This is a genomic window from Providencia sp. Me31A (assembly GCF_050487165.1).
GTDB lineage: Bacteria > Pseudomonadota > Gammaproteobacteria > Enterobacterales > Enterobacteriaceae > Providencia.
In genome coordinates, this window is the sequence record NZ_JBKQGZ010000010.1 from 47,998 (window position 1) to 70,217 (window position 22,220).

Annotated in this window: 19 protein-coding genes; 18 read left to right on the forward strand and 1 reads right to left on the reverse strand. The window is 41.1% G+C overall.

Going from position 1 to position 22,220, the window contains the following annotated elements:
• The 18 genes from ACLPIE_RS09755 to dmsD all read left to right on the forward strand — a co-directional run bounded on the left by ACLPIE_RS09755 (window position 1) and on the right by dmsD (window position 20,472).
• Entirely contained in the window at window positions 1–1,128 is a 1,128-nt protein-coding gene (locus ACLPIE_RS09755; protein ID WP_430261438.1) for a fimbrial protein, read from the forward strand.
• A gap of 10 nt (window positions 1,129–1,138) precedes the next feature.
• Window positions 1,139–1,702, forward strand: a complete 564-nt coding sequence (locus tag ACLPIE_RS09760) for a fimbrial protein (protein ID WP_430261439.1) — start codon at window positions 1,139–1,141, stop codon at window positions 1,700–1,702.
• The gene (locus ACLPIE_RS09765) at window positions 1,702–3,417 is read left to right on the forward strand and encodes a PglL family O-oligosaccharyltransferase (RefSeq protein ID WP_430261440.1); all 1,716 of its coding nucleotides are present in this window, start codon (window positions 1,702–1,704) and stop codon (window positions 3,415–3,417) included. Before ACLPIE_RS09760 ends, ACLPIE_RS09765 begins: the two co-directional genes overlap by 1 nt.
• 101 nt (window positions 3,418–3,518) lie before the next feature.
• The gene (locus ACLPIE_RS09770) at window positions 3,519–3,719 is read left to right on the forward strand and encodes a DUF4762 family protein (protein WP_430261441.1); all 201 of its coding nucleotides are present in this window, start codon (window positions 3,519–3,521) and stop codon (window positions 3,717–3,719) included.
• A gap of 78 nt (window positions 3,720–3,797) precedes the next feature.
• Window positions 3,798–4,484 carry a thiol:disulfide interchange protein DsbA/DsbL gene (locus ACLPIE_RS09775; RefSeq protein WP_430261442.1) on the forward strand — a complete coding sequence of 229 codons (687 nt, stop codon included), beginning with the start codon at window positions 3,798–3,800 and terminating at the stop codon, window positions 4,482–4,484.
• A complete protein-coding gene (locus ACLPIE_RS09780) occupies window positions 4,481–5,437 on the forward strand; it encodes a lysophospholipid acyltransferase family protein (RefSeq protein WP_430261443.1) in 957 nt (318 codons plus the stop codon). Before ACLPIE_RS09775 ends, ACLPIE_RS09780 begins: the two co-directional genes overlap by 4 nt.
• A 5-nt stretch (window positions 5,438–5,442) precedes the next feature.
• Window positions 5,443–7,632, forward strand: coding sequence for a peptidase domain-containing ABC transporter (locus ACLPIE_RS09785; RefSeq protein WP_430261444.1), 2,190 nt, complete (start codon window positions 5,443–5,445; stop codon window positions 7,630–7,632).
• Window positions 7,629–8,795, forward strand: coding sequence for an efflux RND transporter periplasmic adaptor subunit (locus tag ACLPIE_RS09790; protein ID WP_430261445.1), 1,167 nt, complete (start codon window positions 7,629–7,631; stop codon window positions 8,793–8,795). Before ACLPIE_RS09785 ends, ACLPIE_RS09790 begins: the two co-directional genes overlap by 4 nt.
• Window positions 8,795–10,771 (forward strand): ABC transporter permease, encoded by a 1,977-nt coding sequence (locus ACLPIE_RS09795; protein ID WP_430261446.1) that lies wholly within the window; start codon window positions 8,795–8,797, stop codon window positions 10,769–10,771. The genes ACLPIE_RS09790 and ACLPIE_RS09795 overlap by 1 nt, the downstream gene beginning before the upstream one ends.
• A gap of 2 nt (window positions 10,772–10,773) precedes the next feature.
• Window positions 10,774–12,201: a TolC family protein gene (locus ACLPIE_RS09800; RefSeq protein ID WP_430261546.1), complete on the forward strand. Its 1,428-nt coding sequence runs from the start codon at window positions 10,774–10,776 to the stop codon at window positions 12,199–12,201.
• Window positions 12,198–13,451 (forward strand): beta-ketoacyl-[acyl-carrier-protein] synthase family protein, encoded by a 1,254-nt coding sequence (locus tag ACLPIE_RS09805; protein ID WP_430261447.1) that lies wholly within the window; start codon window positions 12,198–12,200, stop codon window positions 13,449–13,451. The genes ACLPIE_RS09800 and ACLPIE_RS09805 overlap by 4 nt, the downstream gene beginning before the upstream one ends.
• Window positions 13,448–14,242 (forward strand): MaoC family dehydratase, encoded by a 795-nt coding sequence (locus tag ACLPIE_RS09810; RefSeq protein ID WP_430261448.1) that lies wholly within the window; start codon window positions 13,448–13,450, stop codon window positions 14,240–14,242. Before ACLPIE_RS09805 ends, ACLPIE_RS09810 begins: the two co-directional genes overlap by 4 nt.
• 17 nt (window positions 14,243–14,259) lie before the next feature.
• Window positions 14,260–14,511, forward strand: a complete 252-nt coding sequence (locus tag ACLPIE_RS09815) for an acyl carrier protein (RefSeq protein ID WP_430261449.1) — start codon at window positions 14,260–14,262, stop codon at window positions 14,509–14,511.
• A complete protein-coding gene (locus ACLPIE_RS09820) occupies window positions 14,512–15,252 on the forward strand; it encodes an SDR family oxidoreductase (protein ID WP_430261450.1) in 741 nt (246 codons plus the stop codon).
• Between the two features lie 598 nt (window positions 15,253–15,850).
• Window positions 15,851–18,295, forward strand: a complete 2,445-nt coding sequence (locus tag ACLPIE_RS09825) for a DMSO/selenate family reductase complex A subunit (RefSeq protein WP_430261451.1) — start codon at window positions 15,851–15,853, stop codon at window positions 18,293–18,295.
• Window positions 18,296–18,309: 14 nt separating this feature from the next.
• Complete coding sequence (locus tag ACLPIE_RS09830; protein WP_430261452.1) at window positions 18,310–18,927, forward strand: DMSO/selenate family reductase complex B subunit; 618 nt, start codon at window positions 18,310–18,312, stop codon at window positions 18,925–18,927.
• A gap of 1 nt (window position 18,928) precedes the next feature.
• Window positions 18,929–19,780: a DmsC/YnfH family molybdoenzyme membrane anchor subunit gene (locus tag ACLPIE_RS09835; protein WP_430261453.1), complete on the forward strand. Its 852-nt coding sequence runs from the start codon at window positions 18,929–18,931 to the stop codon at window positions 19,778–19,780.
• 62 nt (window positions 19,781–19,842) lie between these two features.
• Complete coding sequence (gene dmsD / locus ACLPIE_RS09840; protein ID WP_430261454.1) at window positions 19,843–20,472, forward strand: Tat proofreading chaperone DmsD; 630 nt, start codon at window positions 19,843–19,845, stop codon at window positions 20,470–20,472.
• A gap of 229 nt (window positions 20,473–20,701) precedes the next feature.
• Here the strand turns inward: dmsD and ACLPIE_RS09845 are convergent, their stop codons facing one another.
• Entirely contained in the window at window positions 20,702–22,108 is a 1,407-nt protein-coding gene (locus ACLPIE_RS09845) for a cytochrome-c peroxidase (RefSeq protein WP_430261455.1), read from the reverse strand.
• Window positions 22,109–22,220: the final 112 nt, after the last annotated feature.

Consider the following 22,220-nt stretch of genomic DNA (forward strand, 5'->3'; position numbering starts at 1 on the left):
ATGTCTATTTCGAATAATAAAAAACTAAAAGATATTGCCATCACTACAGGTTTATTGGCTACGGTATTTTTACCAACTTCTGTTATGGGGAATACACATGGGGCTGTTATTCCTGAAGGAGGAACATACACATTTCAAGCTACCATGACTAATCAATATTTAATTAATGAAGCAAATGCAGAAACAGTCTTTAATTTCAACGTTGGTAACTGGCCTTATTTTAATATTTATTGCCAAAGTCCTATGGACGCAGGAAATAAAGTAAGAGAAGACTATGGTATGACATTTAATTTGACATCAACAATGCCAAGGTCGATGCAAAATCCAGGTTATTTGACTCTAAATGAATACTTTGATGTGAAAGTTGAAATTCTAATTGGGGGCTATTTTGGAGGCTCTCAAGGTCAAAGAGTGACGGTTCCGCAAACTAATTTTTGGAACGGAGGCTCAGACCCAATGGAATGTCTCCCTGCGCGGACGAATAGTCGTATTTATGGCATTGGGCTAAAAACAGGGTCTGAGGGAAGGATTACTTTTAGACTAAAAAAACCGATTATTAATGGGATCGCTATTAATCAACAAGAATTAGTGCAAGTGTTTGCTAAAAAAGGAACTCCCTCAAATGGTCGTACGAGCTATGCTTCGATACCGTCGACTCGCCTTGTACTAGGGGCAGGGATTATTATTGTGAGAGATGAATGCATTATTAATAACGGGGCTCCTATTAATATTAAATTCGGTGACGTGGGGAATACCAGTGCCCAGCTCAATGGGCGGAATTATGCGTGGCCGTTTAAAATTCGAGTGAAGTGCAAAGGGGGAAGCTTTACAACGAAGGATTTAAATATCAAGTTATCGTTGTTACCGGGAGCATCAGGTCAGGCTAACTTTAATCCTGATTATTTTGGTACGTTAAAAAGAGGCGTGAAGCGCAACAATCTTGGCGTCATTATTACGGATGATGACACGGGAAATACCGTAAAACCGTATCAGTCCTATTCAGTTCCTAATTTTATCAATAACCAAGGTACTTGGAATTTAACGGCAGCACCCATTGCTGCGCCGGGTAGTACTGTGGAGGAAGGTGAATTTTCAGGGACGGGAACGATTCTTGTCGAATTCCAATAAAGGTCTGATAATGCGAAATATTAACCAGATAAGACTAACCAAATATTGGCTAATATGTGGCTTATTTTTATTAAGCACAGGAAAGGTTGTCGCCGATACATCGTATATTAACATGGGAAACTATTCCTTTGAGGGTTTTGTAGTTGTTACCCCATGTCAAGTAGCACCTGGTAGTAAAGAGGTTCCTGTTAATTTTGAAAAGATAGATATTAAGGATTTATATTCTATGGGGAAAACTAAACCTATAGATTTTTCTATCCATCTAATCGATTGTAGCACTGTTTTGTTTAAAACAGTCACAGTAACATTTAATGGAATAGAGAATATTAATTTACCTAACCATTTGGCAATCAGTAACCAAAGTGTTGCGGGTGGAATAGGTATTGGTTTGTTAAATTTTAATGAAACGCCAATACAGTTAAATATTCCATCCGCGGCACAAGACCTCGTTAATAATGATACAGAACTTAAATTTAAAGCTTATATTGAAGCAGAACCCGAGGCACGGAGTAATGAAACCATTACGACGGGAGTATTTTATAGTACAGCATATTACACACTAAGTTATCAATAATGAATGAACGTAACACTCTAAGTAAAGTAAATAACAGAAAAGAGCGTAACTATCCCTATTTTCCCTGGGGGATTTTGGGCTGTGTCATTGTTTTTTTTGGTGTTATAGTTCATGTTTATTTACCTAATCTAGGCGGTGCAGGTTTATCATTACCATTAAATATTATCACTGGTTTTTTTATTTCATTTTTGATTGTGTTAATAAATGTAATAAAGATAAATAAAAATTATTATCATTACTCGGTATCCGGTAATTTTATTTCTATTGGGTTAATTATTTTAATATTATTATGTTTTGTTTCGCCAAGAGAATACCAGTACAATGCATACTTAACCGCTTATTGGTTAGTAGGTGCATTATTATTTTATCAAGTGCTAATGCAGGTTTATATCTCTAAAACTGGTTTTGAAATTATTCTTTGGGGGATTTTATCTGCATGTTTTATTGAAAGTATTTTAGTGATAGCTGAAGTATTTAATTTGTTGCCTATTTTATGGCTACCATATCCGCCAGTATTTGAGGGTAGGCCGTATGGTATATTTCAACAGGTAAATGTGCTATCTAGTTTTGTATGCACGGGTATCGCGAGTGCAATCGGATTATTAATGATAATAAGAGATATTAAATGGTATTCCTTTTTTGCTATTATTTTTTCTCTTATTTTAATAAGTGCCATTTTACCGTTAACTCAGTCATTGACTGGGTACTTAAGTTTATTTTTAATTATTATTGTTTTTTATTTTTTTGCAAAGTATCATCGTAGAAAATTTTTATATGCATTTTCAGCAATAATTATTGGTATTATTATTGGACATGGCGTTAAGATTGGGGTTAACATTCCTGACTTTACTGAAAGCAAACTACAAACATCTCATATTAGATGGATATTGTGGCAATATAGTTTAGTACTTTTTAGTGAAAATATTTTATTGGGTACAGGTGTGGGGAGTTTTGAAACTGTATTCTTAGACAGATTTGGTGGCGCATTACTAGGTGTTGGCGAAAAAACTTTTTCTCATCCCCACAATGAAATATTACGTTGGGTAGTTGAAGGTGGTTTGATTGGTATAAGTGCAGTGTTATGTATTCTTCTTGGTGGCTTATATTTGATGAGAACATCACTAAGAAATAAGAATAAAAACTATATTTGCTTGTTCATAGCATCACCTATTGTTTTACATATGATGACGGAGTTCCCTTTGTTGGTATCAATGCCACATGGTGTGATATTGATATTGTTACTGCGTTGTGCAGACATTCCAGCTAAAAAATTTAAATTAAATACAGTGGTATCTTATTTATTAAAGGGTATCGCTATTATTTCTGGTTCAGTATCTATGGTTTTATTATATTTTACGTTACAGACTCAACAATATTTAACGTATATTGAAAGAACAGGGCAGCAATTTATTTTGTCGTTGGGTGAGGCTAAATATAATCATTGGCAGTACGTTTTAATCAATGATCGTTATCAATTGGATTTAAATATGGGATATTTACTAAATTATAACAATACACAGGATTTTCGATATTTGAATTTATTTAAAAACTGGGCTGAGTTGTATTCTCGTTCATATCCGGATGTTAACGTTTATTATTCTTGGATCTTAGTTTTAGATATGCTAGGGGAGAAAGAAGAAATGAATAGAGTAATAAAAAAGGCGATATATTTATTTGGTGAAGATGAGAGAATAGAACAATTAAGCGTTAACTAAATATATTATTGCATGCATTAGAATTGTAAGGAATTTATTGGTGTTAATTCATCGATAGATAAGGTGTTTTATTAATTAAATTTTATTAAGAAGGAAATAACATGAAAACATTAAATGCTATTGAAGCTGCTGCTGTAGTTGGTGGAACGAATAAAGCTTGTACAGATTCTTATGAGAGAATCGTTGTTGGTGGTGTTGCATCTTGTAGACTAATTACAACTTGTACTGACAAACACGGTAATAAAACATATCAAGTAAAAACTGCAGATGCATCAAAATGCCCACCTAGCGTAGCACCTTAATATTTTAGCTAATTTTTATTAATCGATACATGGGGAGAAATTCCCATGTATCTTTATACCTAGATGGAATTAATGGTTATGAATATTCGATTTAAACCAATAACTTTCACGTTTTATACTTTATTCGTGATTCTCGTGTCTTCTCTCATGACAGTTTTGTTCTATCATATTTTTATATTTAATACTTTCTCAAACGATGATGCTCAAGATGCTTCTTTTATTGAGTTTAGTGCGGAACAAGTTTCATTGAGCCCAATAAAAGAAAATAACAGTATCATCGAAATTTTTTCTTATGGTTGCCATTACTGCGCGGTTGTTAATGACAATATAAGCCAATTTGAAAAAACACTTCCTGAAAATAGCTCTTTTAAAGCCATTCATTTGAATATGAATAATGGCGCAGGGCTTTCGGCATACGCACCTATCTTTGCCACACTTGATGAAATGGGAATAGAGCCTCAATTACGTAAAGATCTTTATAAAGCCGTTATTAATGACAAACTGGATTTGGCCAATGAGAAAGTTTTAAGTAATTGGTTAAAACAACAAGGTATTGACCTTACTGAATATCTAAAAGCCAGCAAAAGTCAGGCGGTTCAAGAGCACCTAGAGTATATGGCTAAAATTGCTGATTACTACAAAATTATAGGCACCCCAGCTTTTATTATTAATAAACGTTATGTCGTTTACCAAGACCGAGATTTCTCTGAATTCACGACGTATATGCGTGAATTACTCAATGAAAGCAATAAGGAGCCCCAGTGATTCGGTTTTTAATTGTTTGGACGGTATTTAGTGTGAAAAGCAGTTTGATGCCGTTTAAAAAAGGTTATAGAAAACTGAGCCATAGTGGTGTTGCTTTGTTTAGGGGCTTACTACGTCGGGGGGGGATTGCCCCGATATTGGCAAGCGCTAACCTTCTGTGTCGCATCGGTATATTAGGACATAAATATCGACATCAAAATAAAGTGGCAACAGAAAATTACCGCAGTTTAATCAAAGAGAAAGGGCGTATAGATGCTCGTTGGATAGCTGTTAGACGTTTTATTTTAGAAGAAGCGGCAACGTGGGGGCAAAGCCACCAAATCATGGCACAAGTACAAACCTGTACTTTTGCGCTTAATCGTGTTGTGGCTCCTTTGCATCAACAAAAGCAGCCTGTTGTGCTAGCGCCACTACATATGGTGTCGGATGTTTTAGCAACAATGGTTGGGGCTGGCGTCACACCGGGCAATGCGACGGTAGTGGTTTCTTCTAGCGCAGAGCAACAAAAGTATAACGCTTCAGCGCGTGAATTAGGACAAGTGAATTTATCATACTGTTCTATTCATCAAGATAATAAATCACTGGCCAGCCGATTAATGACATTAATGACTGAAACGGCGACAGGCCAAAAAAATATGGTTGTGTTTCCCGATATTACTCCTGATTACACCGTTCAAACGGAAGAGGGAATGTCGAGCAAGTTATCATGCCATTTATTTAATCGCGCGGCCAAACTTCACAACGGTGTGGTGCGTTTATCGAATGCGATTTCAGCGCAGGTGGTTTTCTACCATTTGTATTATGAGAACGGCCTAAAAATCAAGGTGTACTCACCTGTAGCTGCAAAGGATGTTGCATCTCAAATGCCGGCCATCATCGAAAGTGCCATTCGAAATTATCCTAATGACTGGCTTCTTTGGCATAGCCACTCACTTTATTTTATTAGTCACTAATAATAATGAAAAATATTATTCCTAATTTTGTTCCTCAAGAAGAAACCAATGAATGTGGTTTAGCTTGCATAGCGATGCTAGCACAAACTCAGGGGGTATCTGTTTCTCTCGAAGCACTGAGAGAGGTCTATCCTGCTTCAGATCATGGAACCTCTTTGGTGGATTTATCCACCATTCTGTCCAATTATGGTATTGCAACGACCCCAGTGTTATTTGAGCACCATGAGCTAAGCAGTTTACCGCTTCCGGCTATTTTACATTACGGTGCCAATCACTTTGTCGTTTTGGCTTATCGCAAGGGAAATAACGTATGTGTGATGAACCCTGCCATTGGGCAACAATGGTTGCCATTTTCTTCCTTAAAAGCCGAGATCAGTGGTTATGCGCTGATTTTAGAACCTGACAGTGCGTTGAAAAAACTCGAATCGTTTACCCCTGAAAATAATGTAAAGAACACGGTGGAACGCAAGGTTCCACATGCAATGAGTTTGAAAGAGACATCCGCAGTTCGTGGTATTTATTGGTTAATGACTTTTGCCTTTTTGGTGTCATTGACTTTATTTCTGATGCCCGCAATGGTTAGTAATGCTATCAACCAAACGTTTTCCGATGTCAAGAACGCTGTTTTCCCTTATGGTTGGTTTATTGTGGCTTTTGTCGTCGCAAGCTTACTGGCACTTGGCGTCCGGATGGTCAGCGAACGATTTATAAAACATTTTGTGTTAATCAATAGTGGCGTGGGTTTTTCTCGTTTACTCAGTAATCCATTACGTTTTTTTGAAAAACGTGCGCCAGGTGATGTTTTTAGCCGTTTTGTTGCTTGGCAAGGGGCGCTAACCGAAAAAATCGAACTGGATAATGGGCTGCGAACGGATTGGATCATTTGCTTTACCGCATTAGGGGTGATGTTTTGGATTGCGCCAGTATTAGCGGCCATCTCTGCTGCGGGCGTTACTGTAATGGGGTTAATTAGTGTCTGGGCAATTATTCGTGACCGTTGGTATACCCAGCAATTACAGTTAAAAGCAGCTGAATTGAATGACTTTTTTATGGAGACGTTACAAGGGATACTGACGATTAAAACGGCTGGATTAGAGAATCAGCGTAAGACGCAATTTGCGTGGTTAAGTCGCGAGCTGTTCACTTGTATGCAGCGAAGAAATGTTTACCAACAAATTAAAGATGGCATCTATCAATTAACAGGTAGTTTAGAAATGGTCATTTTCATGTTGGTTGTCTTACCCATGGTGGCTAACGACTTAATTTCTTTAGGTGATTTTTTTGCTTATAGCTTTTTGCGGCAAATATTTACTAATTATGTGACTCGTATTTTCTACGCCATTATTCATAAATCTCAGTTACATATTATTGATACGCGTGCGCATTCTTTATTCCCTAAAAAAGACCAAGATGAGGTGGCACCCTTCCAAGAAAAACAGCCGACAGGTAAGGCTCCGAGCCTCTCTTTTCAGCATATTCACTTTAGCTATGAGCCAACAAAACCGATTTTAAATGATGTTTCATTAGATTTACCGTCTGGCTCGCAAATTGCCATTGTTGGGGAGTCTGGTGCTGGGAAAAGTACCTTACTCAGGATCATTGCTGGGCTATTTAGTACTCAGCAAGGCCAATGTTATTCAAATGGTGAAACTCTTAGCGTTCAACATCTTACTCAAATGGTAAGCCTGCAAAGCCAAGAAGACATTTTATTCAACGCCACTGTATTGGATAACATCACGTTATTTGACCCTAACTTCCGTGAAAAAGACCTAAAAATGATTGAAAATCTTCTAAGTAAGTTAGAGTTAAGCTCAGTCATTAGTGCCTTACCAGGAGGGTTAAATGCGTTGATCCGAGAAAGCCATGCGGCACTTTCTCTTGGGCAACGTCAGCGCTTGTTACTAGCTCGTTCATTGTATAGCTCTCGACCTATTTTATTACTGGATGAACCAACGGCTAACTTGGATGAAGAAACAGCAAGAACGGTGATGGCAACCATTCGCTCACATTGCCACAAAACAGGGAAAACGCTGATTGTTGTCACGCACAGTGAAGAGATTGCGACAAGTTTTGATGCTGTTTATCGTATTTTTGATGGTCAGTTAAATGATAACGTGGGCTCAGAGCGTATTGATGCCGTCAGTGCTCAATCTCAGCAACCTCTATTAATGGTAACGGGGGAGCTATCATCATGACGGCTCGCTACGTAAAACCGAAAATTAAGCGTTCACTGGTATGGATTGGCATAACGGTGTTATTGCTTATTATTGTGCTGATACGCTGGGGCTGGCAAATACCAAGCTCACAGCCGAAAGACAGTATGGTTTTAGCTGTAGAGCGTGGTGATATTGAAAAAGTGGTGATGGTAACAGGCACATTGAAACCGTCAATTCAAGTGAATGTTGGGGCTCAGGTTAATGGTCAAATAAAAAAACTATACGTTAAACAAGGGGATAAGGTTAATAAAGGGGATCTTTTAGCGGAAATTGACCCGACCATTCAACAGTCGGAATTGAAAAACGCTACGGCACGACTATTAAGTGCTCAAGCACAGAAACGCTCAGCAGAAGCTATCTTAATCCAATATATTAAAGCCTATCAGCGTCAAATAATGATGCAGCTAGATGGTTCAGGCATTCGCAGTGAGTATGAACAAGCTAAAGCGCAATACGAGTCCCAATTACAACAGGTGAGTGTGAATGAATCGCTGATCATACAGTCAGAAATGGACGTACAAACGGCGCAGGCAAATTTAAACTTTACGCGGATTGTTGCGCCCATTAGTGGTGAAGTGCTTGGTATTGTGGCTAATGAAGGGCAAACCATCGTTTCTTCTCAGACAGCACCGACCATCTTAGTGCTGGCAGACTTAGATAAAATGCAGGTTCAGACACGTATTTCTGAAGCCGATATTCAAAAAATTCATACAGGACAGTCACTAACATTTTACGTGATTGCTAACCCAGAAAAGCATTATGAAAGCACGATGGGGTATGTACAACCCATCCCGCCTGAAGCACTAGATGAGCACAATAATAGCTCAGGGGGACAGCAAAATAATGCGATTTATTACAATGGCACGTTTGAGGTCGATAATGACGATCGTGAATTAAAAACGGCCATGACCGCACAGGTTTTTATTCAAGTTGCACAAGTAAAGAATGCATTACGCTTACCCGTCAATGCGTTAGGCCGTTCTATTGCCGCTAACCAATATGAAGTTACGGTTATTGAAAATGAAAAAACAGAAACTCGACTCGTTAAAATTGGTATTAATGACCGACATTTCGTTGAGGTACTTGACGGGCTTCACGAGGGTGAGCATGTTGTTATTCCGCAGGATAATGTGGTGAGTTAATGACGATGATAACGGCTCCCAAATTACCAACAACGCAACCACTCATTGAACTTCGACATGTGTACCGAACGTTTTCTGCGGGAACGCAAACTATCCCTGTTCTGAATAATATCTCACTATCTATCAATCAAGGTGAAATGGTGGCGATCATCGGTGCATCTGGCTCCGGAAAATCCACGTTAATGAATATCATTGGTTGTTTAGATAAACCCTCACAGGGAGGGGTTTTTATTAATGGTATTGCGGTTCATGAGGCAAATAGCGATCAGCTTGCCGAATTACGTAGCCAATACCTTGGTTTTATTTTTCAACGCTATCATTTGATGCCCTACCTAACGGCGGAAGAAAACATTGCAATCCCCGCATTGTATACCGCAATGCCAGAAGAAGAACGCATTAATCGAATACACTTTCTAGCGGATAAATTGGGTTTACAAACTCGTTTAGACCATAAGCCATCTCAGTTATCCGGTGGGCAGCAGCAGCGAGTGAGTGTGTGCCGCGCACTCATTAATGGTGCTCAAGTTATTCTCGCAGATGAACCTACAGGGGCACTTGATAGTACCAGTGGCGATGCTTTGATGAATATCTTGCACCAACTTCATCAGGATGGTCATACCGTAGTGATTGTGACTCATGATAGGAGCATAGCAGAACAAACCCAACGTATTATTGAAATTAGCGATGGAAATATTATCGCTGACAAGCAAAACCCTGCCCAGCCGGTTACCCGTACGTTACAACAGCTTCCTTTTGTTGAGGACAACGGGCGTGCATCTGTTTGGCGTAGTACTTTCGAATCTATCCGTATGGCGTGGCGTGCTCTGTTGGGGCACCGCATGCGGGCGCTTTTATCGATGCTGGGAATTATTATTGGCATCTCTTCGGTCGTGTCATCGATGGCGGTGGGGGAAGGGGCAAGGCGTGCCATCATGGAGGAAATTGGCAAGCTTGGAAGTACCACTCTGGAAATTCGCCCGGGAACAGGATGGGGAGTAAAGCGGCCTGACATGGAGCGTGCGTTATCACTCAATGATGTTAAAAGCTTAAAGCAACTCTCCTGGGTTGCGTCGATTTCCCCGATGGTGAGCAGCATGACGATGGCCGTTAATAAAGGGGTGGATTATTCGATCATGCTCAATGGCGTTTCCGATGAGTATTTTTCTGCGCAAGGATTTCAGATATTACAGGGGAGCCAATTTAGTGCATTGGATATGGCGAATAGTGAGCCTGTGATTGTTTTAGATGAAGCAAGTACAGAAATTCTCTTTGCACCAGGGGAACAGCCTTTAGGACAAATCGTTCAAATTGGCGGATCGCCATGGCGTATTATCGGTATTGCGCGTAAACCCGGCCCTAAAATGTCTGGCGGGTTTGTCATGGGGTGGGCACCTTATTCCGCGTTACAGCAGCGCGTCTTAGGGGATAAACCTATCGAATATATTTCGTTGCGTTTTTCTGAAACCCTAACCCCCGCGCAGGCTGAAATACAGGTAGAAAAGCAACTATTGCGTGAGCATGGTAAAAGAGACTTTTTTATTCAATCGGATGATCAATTAGCGAGTGCGCTGCAAAAAACCTCAGATTCGATGTCATTGTTGATCACCTCTATCGCCGCAATTTCATTATTGGTAGGTGGGGTCGGCGTCATGAACATCATGTTAGTGTCAGTGACGGAACGTACCCATGAAATCGGTATTCGTCTTTCTGTTGGTGCACGTCCTGCCGATATCATGAATCAATTTTTAATTGAGGCTGTCATGATTTGTGCTTTTGGTGGGCTGATTGGCATTGTAGGCTCATGGCTAGCTGGTGGCATTTTTTCGTTATTCACTATTGAATTTTCAATGGTTTTTACCTTGTATCCTGTTTTATTGGCTTGTGGATTCTCCGCTTTAATTGGTGTGATTTTTGGTTACTTTCCTGCGCGTAGTGCTGCCAAGCTAAATCCGACGGAGGCTTTGGCACGCGAATGAAAATGAAATGGTTTTTTTGTAACTTAATCGTCCTTTCAATGCTATTCATACTTAATGGCTGCGGGAGCTTTACGCGTACGCAATATCAGCGACCAGAACTGATTTTACCTCAGCAGTGGGATGAAAAAATACAACGCTCATCTAGCGCGAAGGATGTAATGACGTTGACAGCGCAAAAAAAAATATCTGGGGACTGGTGGGATAATTTTCATGATCCAAAACTATCATTACTGATTAATCAGGTACTTGGTAATAACAATGATTTAGCTTTGGCCGCAATTAAATTAAAGTTGGCACGAACGGCGGCGGGTTTGGCGAACACGAATATCACCCCTGATTTTTCGTTGGATGGCTCTGCAAGTAATACTAAATCCATACGCCATGGAACCGCACCTCAAGAAAGTTATAGTGCGGGTCTAACATTAAGTTATGAGCTTGATTTATGGGGGAAATTGGCTCGTATTCGTGAAAAAAATGAGTGGGAAGCCATTGCAACAGAACAAGATTACCATGCGACTGTATTGACGGTCATTAATACCACTGCGCAGTTATATTGGAATATTGCACTATTAAATCAACAGATTAGTAACCTTACAGCCAGTCAAAAAATCGCCGAAAAAAGCGTACAGCAAATTAAATCATGGTACTTGGCAGGCAAAGTCAGTCAGCTCGATTTACTTCAATCAGAGCAAACGTTGATAAACCGAAAAAATGAATTACGGCGACTAGTAAAAGAGCGTGATAGTTCTCGCAATGCATTAGCTCTGTTATTAAATCGTCCTGCTGAGCAACATGTCAGTGAGCTGGCTTCTCTTGATACAAACCAACACATTGAAATCTTAGAGGCAATACCGTTAGCCGTATTGGCACAGCGACCGGATATCCAAGCCGCTGAATCACGTTTACGTTCAGCTTTAGCCGACTCTGATGCTGCCAAACTGAGTTTTTACCCAGCTTTATCCTTAAAAGGAATATTAAGTGCGGGGAGCCAATTATTTTCACAGTGGTTTAGTGACCCAACTCGTATGGTTGGCAGTAGTGTTTCTCTGCCATTTATTCAGTGGAATACGGTGCAACTGACGATTGAACAGTCTGACCTGCAAGTGCAACAAGCGGCGGTGTCATTTCGCAATGCCGCCTATAACGCTTTAGCCGAAGTTGATAATGCAATGGAAGCCCGCTTTAGCGCAGATGAAATTCGCCAGCAATTACAGCATTCGTATTCGTTGAGTCAGCAAAGGCTCAAATTAACAGCAAGTCGTTATCAAGCTGGTGCGATTGACTATCAAACGTTGCTTAATGCACAAGATGACCTGCTATCCATCGAAAATACACTCGCTCAAAATCAATACGATTATCTTTATGCAACGTTACAACTTTGGCTAGCTCAAGGGGGTGGTAGCGTTCGACAAGAGGACAACCCATCATGAATAAAAAAACTCACTTTAAACGCGTTGTTATTACGGGATATGGCGCGGTAACGCCACTTGGTACAAGTGCTCAGGCGTGTTGGCAAGCCATTATGGATAAGCAATTAGGTTATCGATACGTTGATAAAACGGCACAAAATATCCATAGCCATTTCTTAGGGCTGATTGATGATGAGCCAAGTTTGAAAGGGGTTCCTGCCGCTATTCGCCGCCGTTTACCACGGCATGCTCGATTAGCACTGAGTGCGGCTAGAGAAGCGATGGAAATGGCATTTTCAGGTATTTCACCTGCGGTATTTCATGACCCTCTCATGTGTGGCGTCATTATGGGAACGGGTTGGGCTGGTCTAGATGAAAGCTACATGTCAGTAAGTGAGTTTGATGCGACGGGGGTAACATCACCGTTCAATTGCTTTTTTGCGATGCCGAATGTGACCACTGCCGCTTGTAGCCAGTTTTGGAATTTACGTGGATACCAAAACACCACGATCGCTGCTTGTGCGACAGGAACTATTGCCATTGGCGATGCTTTCGACACTATCCGTCAGGGGCGTGCCACGATGATGCTAGCAGGAGCAGGCGAGTCACTACGTACCGATTGTGCAGTATGGAATATTGATGTGTTAGGTGCTTTGACACATGAAGCAGAAGATCCAACTCGAGCAAGTTGCCCATTTAGTGCTGACCGTAGTGGGTTTGTGCTTTCTGAAGGTGCTGCGGTTCTATGCCTAGAAGAGCGAGATAGTGCGATTGCTCGAGGTGCTAAGATTTTCGGCGAAATCACAGGGTATGCAAATTTCTCTGATGCTTTCGATTTCACTTCACCGGCCGAAGATTGTGTGGCACGTGTTCAATGCATTGAAATGGCATTACAACAGGCAGGGTTATCTCCCGATGCTCTAGATTATATCAATGCTCATGGCACATCGACGGCACTTAATGACCTTAATGAGACGGAGTCACTCAAAAAAGCGTTGGGAGAGGCGGCTTATCGGACTCCAATATCGAGCACAAAATCTTACAGCGGCCATTTAATTGCCGCAGCGGGAAGTTTTGAAACCATCATTTGCTTACAGGCTATAGAGCATGGGGTGATGCCTGCAACGGTTAATTTACATAATCCAGATCCTTTGTGTGATCTTGACTATATCCCTAATGACCACCGCGTAGGCCAAGTTGATAGAGCATTGAATTTGAGCTTTGGATTCGGTGGTGCGAATGCGGCACTGATTGTGGAGAAAGCACAATGAGAACCTTGCATTACACACTTGAAGATGCCAAGCAATGGGCGGCATTTTCCGGGGACTATAACCCTATCCATTTTGACCTTGAATGGGTAAAAGCCAAAGGTGGCGAGCATTTGAGTGTACATGGTATGCGTACGTTACTCGATGTCAAACAGTTCGCCAGTGAGCAATTTGTGAGTCAAGAAGATAGTGATGCGGCTTTTATCAAATGTACAGTTCGGCTACGTCATCCATTATGGAATGGTAAAAATTATCACTTAGTGGCGCGTAACAAAGCTGGCTCTGCCGCATTATTAGCTGCTGATGATCAGCAAAACTGTCTCACGTGCCATCTATCTAAAGTTGAGCATTTTCCATTCGACGAAATACAGCTGGTGGAAGGGCTTTCTTCCGCTAACGTTACGCAGCGACAGTCTACTTTTCCCGTATTTTCACAGGGTATTTATGAATGGCAATTTATTGATGCCGTACTATTTGGCTTTCTAATTAATAACGATTCATTGTTAAAACAAGAAGATATGCAGAAGTGGTTACCTGAAGGAGCCACGCTTAAAGATATTTTTCGCCACTATCCTATCGTGCAGACACACCAAGAAGTGATTTTTGATCGTGAATTCTTGAAAAAATGGACCCCTTTGGATGAGCCGCAACCACTTTATATCCAAATATTACCCGCTTTAGTCATTGGTGATAAAGATAACGGACTGTTAATTCGGATCAGTATTGTTGCCAGTTATAAAAATAAATTAATCAATAATTCAATCACTTTGAAAGTGAGTTCAATAACTAAATGAAATGAGGGAATGAATAAATGAGCCAATATCAAACCATTTATAAAAAAATGAGTGAAATGATTTGCGATGCTAAAGACTTAGAAGCTGAAGATGTGCATGAAGATCTTACGTTAATGCAGTTAGAATTCGATAGCTTAGATTATGTTGAATTAATGGTTCTCGCAAAACGAGATTTTAACGTGACGCTTGATGCGGACTTCTTCATTCAGAACCCAAATATTTCTGTGAAAATGCTGTGTGAGCACATTGATAAGGAGTCAGGCGTTTAAATGGTTAATAATCATTGGGTCTTGGTGACAGGCGGAAGCCGAGGTATTGGGCAAGCATTGGTTTCTGAATTGCGACTCAACTGGAATGTTGTCTTTACTGGGCGTAGTGTTGAAGGTGTGGAGAGCGCTTTATCTACTTTTGAAAATATACAGTCAAAACAGTGGGTAAAAGGATTTCAGTGTGATGGTAAAGAAGAACGGCAAGTTGATATTTTATCTCAATCTTTGTTAGACAACTTTGGTGCGCCAACGGCAATTATTCATAATGCAGGCATTACAAAAGATGCGCTACATATTCATCAAGATGCGGAAACTTGGCGTGATGTTTTGGACAATAATGTAGTTTCAATTATTAATTGGAACCGAAAACTATTACCTGCCATGTTAATGACGGGGCATGGTTCTATCGTATTGATGTCATCGGTCACAGGGTTAAAGGGAAATATTGGGCAAACGGCTTATGCAGCAAGTAAAGCAGCGGCAATAGGGATCACGCGTTCGTTAGCACATGAAGTTGGGCGTTTTGGTGTACGAGTCAATTGTATAGCTCCTGGATTGATTGACAGTGATATGACTCAAGCCATGCCAGAGGCTAAATTGAAAGCGATGTGCCAAAGTATTCCATTACGTCGTTTAGGCCAGCCTCACGAAGTTGCGAAGTTGGCCGAGTTTTTGATTGGGGAAAATAGCCAGTATCTTACCGGACAGACGCTCGTGTTAGATGGGGGATTAACAGCTTAAAAATTTATAAGCTTAGCTAATTTAAACCTCTAACCACTCGAATATTGGGTGGTTAGAGTAAAGCTCATTAAAGGAAATGATTTGTGTAATGGGGAAGAGTCATTATTTTATGGAGTTAGTCTTAAATATATCGACACCTTTCTGGTGGATTGAATTTATCTATTTGCTCGTTTATAGATGTATGATTTGTTTCATATTGCTAGCGTTTTTTTCACTAGACATCGTTTTCTTAATAGTAAATTTTTTCATAACATTAAATATGAAGTCGCGGCTAAGTTTAAATAGATAAAATACATGCGGTGCATTGATTTTTGAAAGCTATAACAGAATTTAATAATCGTTTGACTGAGTTAAAATTATTGCTTAGTTACTATGCGTTAATATATTGGTAGTTTATGTAGTAAATTGAAAATAAGCATAAAATAACGAAAATTCAGTGTAATACCCACACTATTTGTGTTGAATTTTTGATCGCGCACAATACCCCACCTTACCCTCTCTATAGAATAACGCTTGAAATTATACAACTAAGCTAAATACAAAAATAATTTTAATAACGCAATTCAAACCTTAAGAAGCAATGTTAAGTGAGGCAGATATGAGTAAAGCATTTTCTGATGGGTTACTCCAATCGGGGATCAGCCGTCGAAAATTAATGCAAACAGGTACAGCAGGTGGGCTGGCGCTTGCCAGTGGAGCGCTGAGTTTACCCTTCAGTAGTGCCGCTAATACCAATGACACCCTATCAAAAAACGTAGCGCCAGAGGACAAAATAGTCTGGAGTGCGTGTACTGTTAACTGTGGAAGTCGCTGCCCATTACGAATGCATATCGTTGATGGGGAAATTAAATATGTTGAAACCGATAATACGGGTGATGACGTTTATGGCAATAAACATCAAGTAAAAGCCTGTTTACGTGGTCGCTCAATGCGCCGCCGCGTCTATAACCCTGACCGATTGAAGTACCCAATGTTACGGGTAGGGGCGAGAGGGGAAGGCAAATTCAAACAAATCAGTTGGGATGAAGCTTATGATTTGATTAGCGCCAATCTAAAACGCATCATTGCAGATTATGGCAATGAAGCCATTTATTTGAATTATGGTACAGGGACTTTAGGTGGTACCGTTGCGCGCTCATGGCCGCCTGCAAACTCTCCAATCGCTCGTTTAATGAACTGCATGGGCGGTTATTTAAGTCATTACGGTACCTACAGTACCGCGCAAATCAGTTGTGCCATGCCTTATACGTATGGAAGTGGGGCGGGTAATAGTGTATCTGACATCGAAAACTCAAAATTAGTGGTGCTATTTGGTAATAATCCTGCCGAAACTCGTATGAGTGGTGGTGGTATTACTTATCAATTGGAACAAGCTCGTGAGCGCTCTAATGCACGAATGATTGTTATTGATCCTCGCTATACGGATACCGCCGCAGGACGTGAGGATGAATGGATACCCATTCGACCAGGAACAGATGCCGCACTAGTCGCGGGGCTCGCCCATGTATTGATCACAGAAAATATGGTCGACCAACCTTTCTTAGATCAATATTGCGTTGGTTATGACGAAAAAACACTTCCCGCAGATGCCCCGAAAAATAGCCACTATAAAGCCTATATTTTAGGCCAAGGTGATGATGGCATAGAAAAAACACCGCAGTGGGCTGCGCAAATTACCGGTATCCCCGCTGATAAAATTATTAAGCTAGCTCGGGAAATTGGTAGTGCAAAACCCGCTTATATTAGTCAAGGTTGGGGGCCTCAGCGTCACTCTAATGGTGAGCAAACCGCGCGTGCCATTGCTATGCTGCCGATATTAACCGGAAATGTCGGTATTAATGGTGGAAACACAGGTGCACGCGAAGGGAACTATGATATTCCATTTGAGCGAATGCCAACTCTTGAAAACCCCGTGAAGGCAAGTATTTCGGTATTCTTATGGACGGATGCTATTGAGCGTGGCCCTGAAATGACGGCAACGCATGATGGCGTGCGTGGTAAAGACAAGCTGGATGTACCTATTAAATTTATTTGGAACTACGCCAGTAATAGTTTAATCAATCAACACTCAGACATTAATAAAACCCATGAAATTCTTCAGGATGATAAAAAATGTGAAATGATTGTCGTGATTGATAACCATATGACAGCATCTGCAAAATATGCAGACTTAGTCCTACCCGATTGTACTGCCTCTGAGCAAATGGATTTCTGTTTAGATGGTGCCGCGAGCAATATGGGTTATGTGATTTTTGCCAGCCAAGCCATTGAACCGCGTTTTGAAAGCAAAACCGTGTATGAAATGTGTACACAAATTGCACGTCGCATGGGGGTTGAGGAGAAATTTACTGAAGGACGAACACAAGAAGAGTGGTTACGTCATTTATATGAAATTTCACGGAAAAAACTGCCAGAACTACCTGATTTTGAGACCTTCCAGCAACAAGGGATCTATAAAAAAATGGACCCACAGGGACACTTTGTTGCTTATAAAGCTTTCCGAGATGATCCGATTGCTAATCCACTAAGTACACCCTCAGGCAAAATTGAGATCTATTCGTCTCGTTTAGCGGATATTGCGAAGACATGGAGCCTTGAAGAGGGAGACCTGATCTCTGCGATCCCAATGTATTCACCTGGTTTTGAAAGCCATAATGACAAACTGACCGAAAAATACCCGCTGCAATTAAGTGGCTTCCACTATAAGTCCCGCGTTCACTCGACTTACGGCAATGTGGATGTGATTAAAGCCGCTTGTCTACAAGAAATGTGGATCAACCCTATCGATGCTAAGCGCCGCAATATCAAAGATGGCGATCTCGTGCGTATTTATAACGATAGAGGGGAAGTTCACATCAGCGCCAAGGTGACACCGCGTATTATACCGGGGGTTGTGGCTATGGGCGAAGGGGCTTGGTATGAGCCTGACGAAAACAAGATTGATCATGGGGGAAGCCTAAACGTGTTGACGACTCAACGTCCGTCACCGCTGGCAAAAGGTAATCCTCAGCACAGTAATCTTGTTGAAGTGGCAAGGGTATAGGGAGGCGATAAATCATGACAACGCAATATGGTTTTTATATTGATTCAGCACGTTGCACAGGCTGTAAAACATGTGAATTAGCGTGTAAAGATTACAAAAATTTATCTCCTGCGGTCAATTTTAGACGTATCTATGAATACACTGGGGGAGATTGGCAGGAAGATAATGGCGTATGGCATCAAAATGTCTTTAGTTACTATTTATCAATATCTTGTAACCACTGTGAAGATCCTGCTTGTGTAAAAGTTTGCCCAAGTGGGGCGATGCATAAGCGTGAAGATGGCTTTGTCGTGGTGGATGAAAGCGTATGTATTGGTTGCCGTTATTGCCACATGGCTTGTCCTTATGGTGCGCCGCAATTTAATGCAGAAAAAGGCCACATGACAAAATGTGATGGTTGCTATGAACGAGTGGCTGAAGGTAAAAAACCGATTTGTGCGGAATCCTGCCCATTACGAGCCCTTGATTTTGGCCCCATTGATGAACTGCGTAAAACTCATGGTAATTTGGCTGAGATTGCGCCGTTACCTGAAGCGCACTACACCAAGCCAAATATTGTAATTAAACCTAACGCCAATAGTCGCCCTGTCAATGATACGACAGGCCATTTAGCCAATCCACGGGAGGTATAAGATGGGCAACGGATTACATGAATGGCCGCTGATTTTGTTCACCGTTTTAGGCCAAAGTATTGCTGGTGGCGCGATTGTCACTGGGCTTGCTTGGCTATCTACCGATGATAAACAACAAAAACAGCGCATTGTGAATGCCATGTTGGTGTTATGGGTGCTAATGGGGCTAGGCTTCTTAGCGTCAATGATGCATATGGGCTCACCTTTACGTGCGTTTAACTCGATGAACCGCGTATTTGCTTCATCATTAAGCAATGAAGTGTTATTCGGCTCAGTTTTTTTTGCATTGGGTGGTTTATGGTGGTTGCTGTCAGCACTAAAGAAAATGCCTGAAGGGCTCGGTAAAATCTGGCTGCTCCTGACGATGTTGATGGGGTTAGTATTTGTCTGGGCGATGACTCGTGTCTATATGATAAGTACTGTGCCAACATGGGATACGCCACATACAACCATTGGTTTCTTTATGACCGTATTTGTCGTGGGACCAATTTTAGGCACATTATTATTGCGAGTGGCTAAATTCCCACTGAATAGTGGTAAATTAGCCGCTATCAGTGTGGTTGCCTATATCGTAACCATTGCGTCAGTGCTGATCCAAAGTGGTGAAATTGCATTGATAGCGACATCGGTACAAAAAGCGAGTGATTTAGTCCCTGACTATGGTTTCTTACAAATGATCCGTTTAGTTGCCACTAGCCTTGGATTGTTGTTGTGGGTCCTGCCTGTTATTCGTCAAAACCAGCCATCAGTTATCAGTTTACTCATCGGCACATTGTTGGTGTTGTTTGGTGAATTGATTGGTCGTGGCCTATTCTATGGTTTACATATGACAGTCGGCATGGCTGTTGCTTAACCGGTAAACTTCAGCGTAGGGGGTTAAAGGCTTTCTGCGCTGAGCATTCAGAGACAATTTATATGCAAGACTCGCTATTTCTTGAACATATCGCCATTACGGGGCGTGTTCTCGGCTCTTTATTTTACTTTGCTCCAGATAGTGAAAATAATGTGGATCTTGTGGCTATTTTACAAGAACCGACATGGCATGAAGACTGGCCATTTTTACTGCCCTCATTAAGTACCATTAACCAGCTTTTTCAGACGAGTATTCAAGATGAAGAACCCCTTAGCGAAGCGTGGCAGCGATTGTTTATAGGGCCATACGCGTTGCCTGCACCCCCTTGGGGCTCAGTGTGGTTGGATAAGGAATGTATTGTTTTTGGTGACTCAACGGTTGAATTACGTCAATGGATGCGCGCAAAGGGGATTGAACCTGCAACGACGCAAAAAGAGCCTGAAGATCATTTTGGTTTGATGATGATGCTAGCTGCATGGCTTGCAGAGCAAAATAGGCGAGATGACCTAGAAGAGCTACTTGCTTGGCATCTTTTACCTTGGGCTGAACATTTTTTAAGTGTTTTAGAGGAGCGTGCTGACAGTGATTTTTATGTTGCATTAGCGATACTCGCCAAAGAAACATTGTGTGGGTACCATTTAAAGTTAACAATGCCAGTATTGAAAAAAAATATTTACTTTCACGCACAATAAATCAGTGATGCTAAGTAGGATAACGTTGTGTTTTCCCACTTTATTTAGCCATTCTAGTGGTTGGACACGGTATCATTCTAGTCATTGGTGGATATCGATAGCCCAGTGTGTTTACTCACTTAAGAAACTAACACCACCAACCCTCATCTATAAAATTAAATCGCAAAAAATAGCACTTCCCAAAGATAGGGGAGTGCTATTGGTTTTATATTCATTATTGTTGCTATTTTTACTGTGCTACTTGGTTTTGTTGCACATAAGGTGTATAGACACCCGTTAAACTTTTTAAGAATGCCACGATATCATCGACATCTTTTTGTGGGAGTTCTTTGCCCACTTGATAACGCAGCATAAGTTTTACGGCTTCATCTAACGTTGCCACATCACCACGGTGGAAATACGGTGCGGTCAACTCGACATTGCGTAGTGTAGGCACTTTCTGACGTAGTTTATCGCGCTCATCAGAAGTTACATTCATACGACCAATATCTTGTGCCGTTATTTCTCCGAATTCATAGTCTTTCTTCAAGCCTAGTGGTTCGAAAGAGCGACCACCGAGAATAATGCCACCATGACAAGTTGCACATTTGTTCTCTTTGAATAATTGGTAACCATGCAATTGTTGCGCCGTCAGTGCGCCATTGTCGCCTCTTAACCAGTTATCAAATGGAGAATCGGGAGTAATTAATGTTTTCTCAAATTCTGCAATGGCATCAGTGATGTTATCTCCGGTAAAACCTTCTGGGTAGACGGCATTGAAATCGCTTTTCAAAACAGGATCTTGATCGAGCTTAGCAATGATTTCATCCCAAGATTTTGATGCCATTTCAATTGGATTCAATGGCGGGCCACCGGCTTGAGCTTGTAAGTCTGGCGCACGACCATCCCAAAATTGTTCAACGTTAAATACGGAGTTAAACACTGTAGGGGCGTTGATTGGTCCGACGGCACCACCTACACCAATTGATGTTTTACGTCCATCCACACCACCGGCATTCAAAGCGTGGCAATGGGCACAAGAGATAGTGCTATCGCCAGACAAGCGTGCATCATGATAAAGGCGGAAACCTAAAGCGACTTTTTTGTCATCCACTTCCAGTGATTTTGGAATCGGTTGGATCGGTTCATTACGGTGTTCTACCGCCGTATCCTCACTGGCGTAATGGGTTTCTCGTTGCTTCGCTATCCAGTCGAGAAGCTTGGCTCGCTCTTCGTCACTCACACGACTCGCCCAATGAAGTGCGACATAGCGAGTAGGGGGCATTGTGTGGTTCTGCATAACCCACTCAATTTTGTTTAATTCACTTTGTGGAACAGGCTCGCCAGCTATCAGCGCAGCGCGGGCAGTCTCGAGATTAAAAGATTTATAACCGAGTTGAATATCATATTCCATCAGTTGCTTAGCGATAGGGAATGTAGCATAGGCAGGTAAATCTGCTGATGGAGTGTGACAATAATCGCATCCTTTTTCATCAAAAAAACGAAGGACTTGATTATTTTCTGCAATTTTAGATGTCTGAATGTCATTATTTTGTCTACGTTGATCATCGTGGTACCAAACGTAACCAGATAATCCAAAATAACCGAGTATAAGCAAAAATATGACAGCGACCGTAATGCGAGTAAGTTTTTTCATTACACTATCCTTGGTAGATTGCGGTCAAATATATTTAAATATTTTTAATTAATATAATTCTACAGCCGGTCTATGATGGATAAATAACAGAAAAAGGTTCTTGATTTTTATC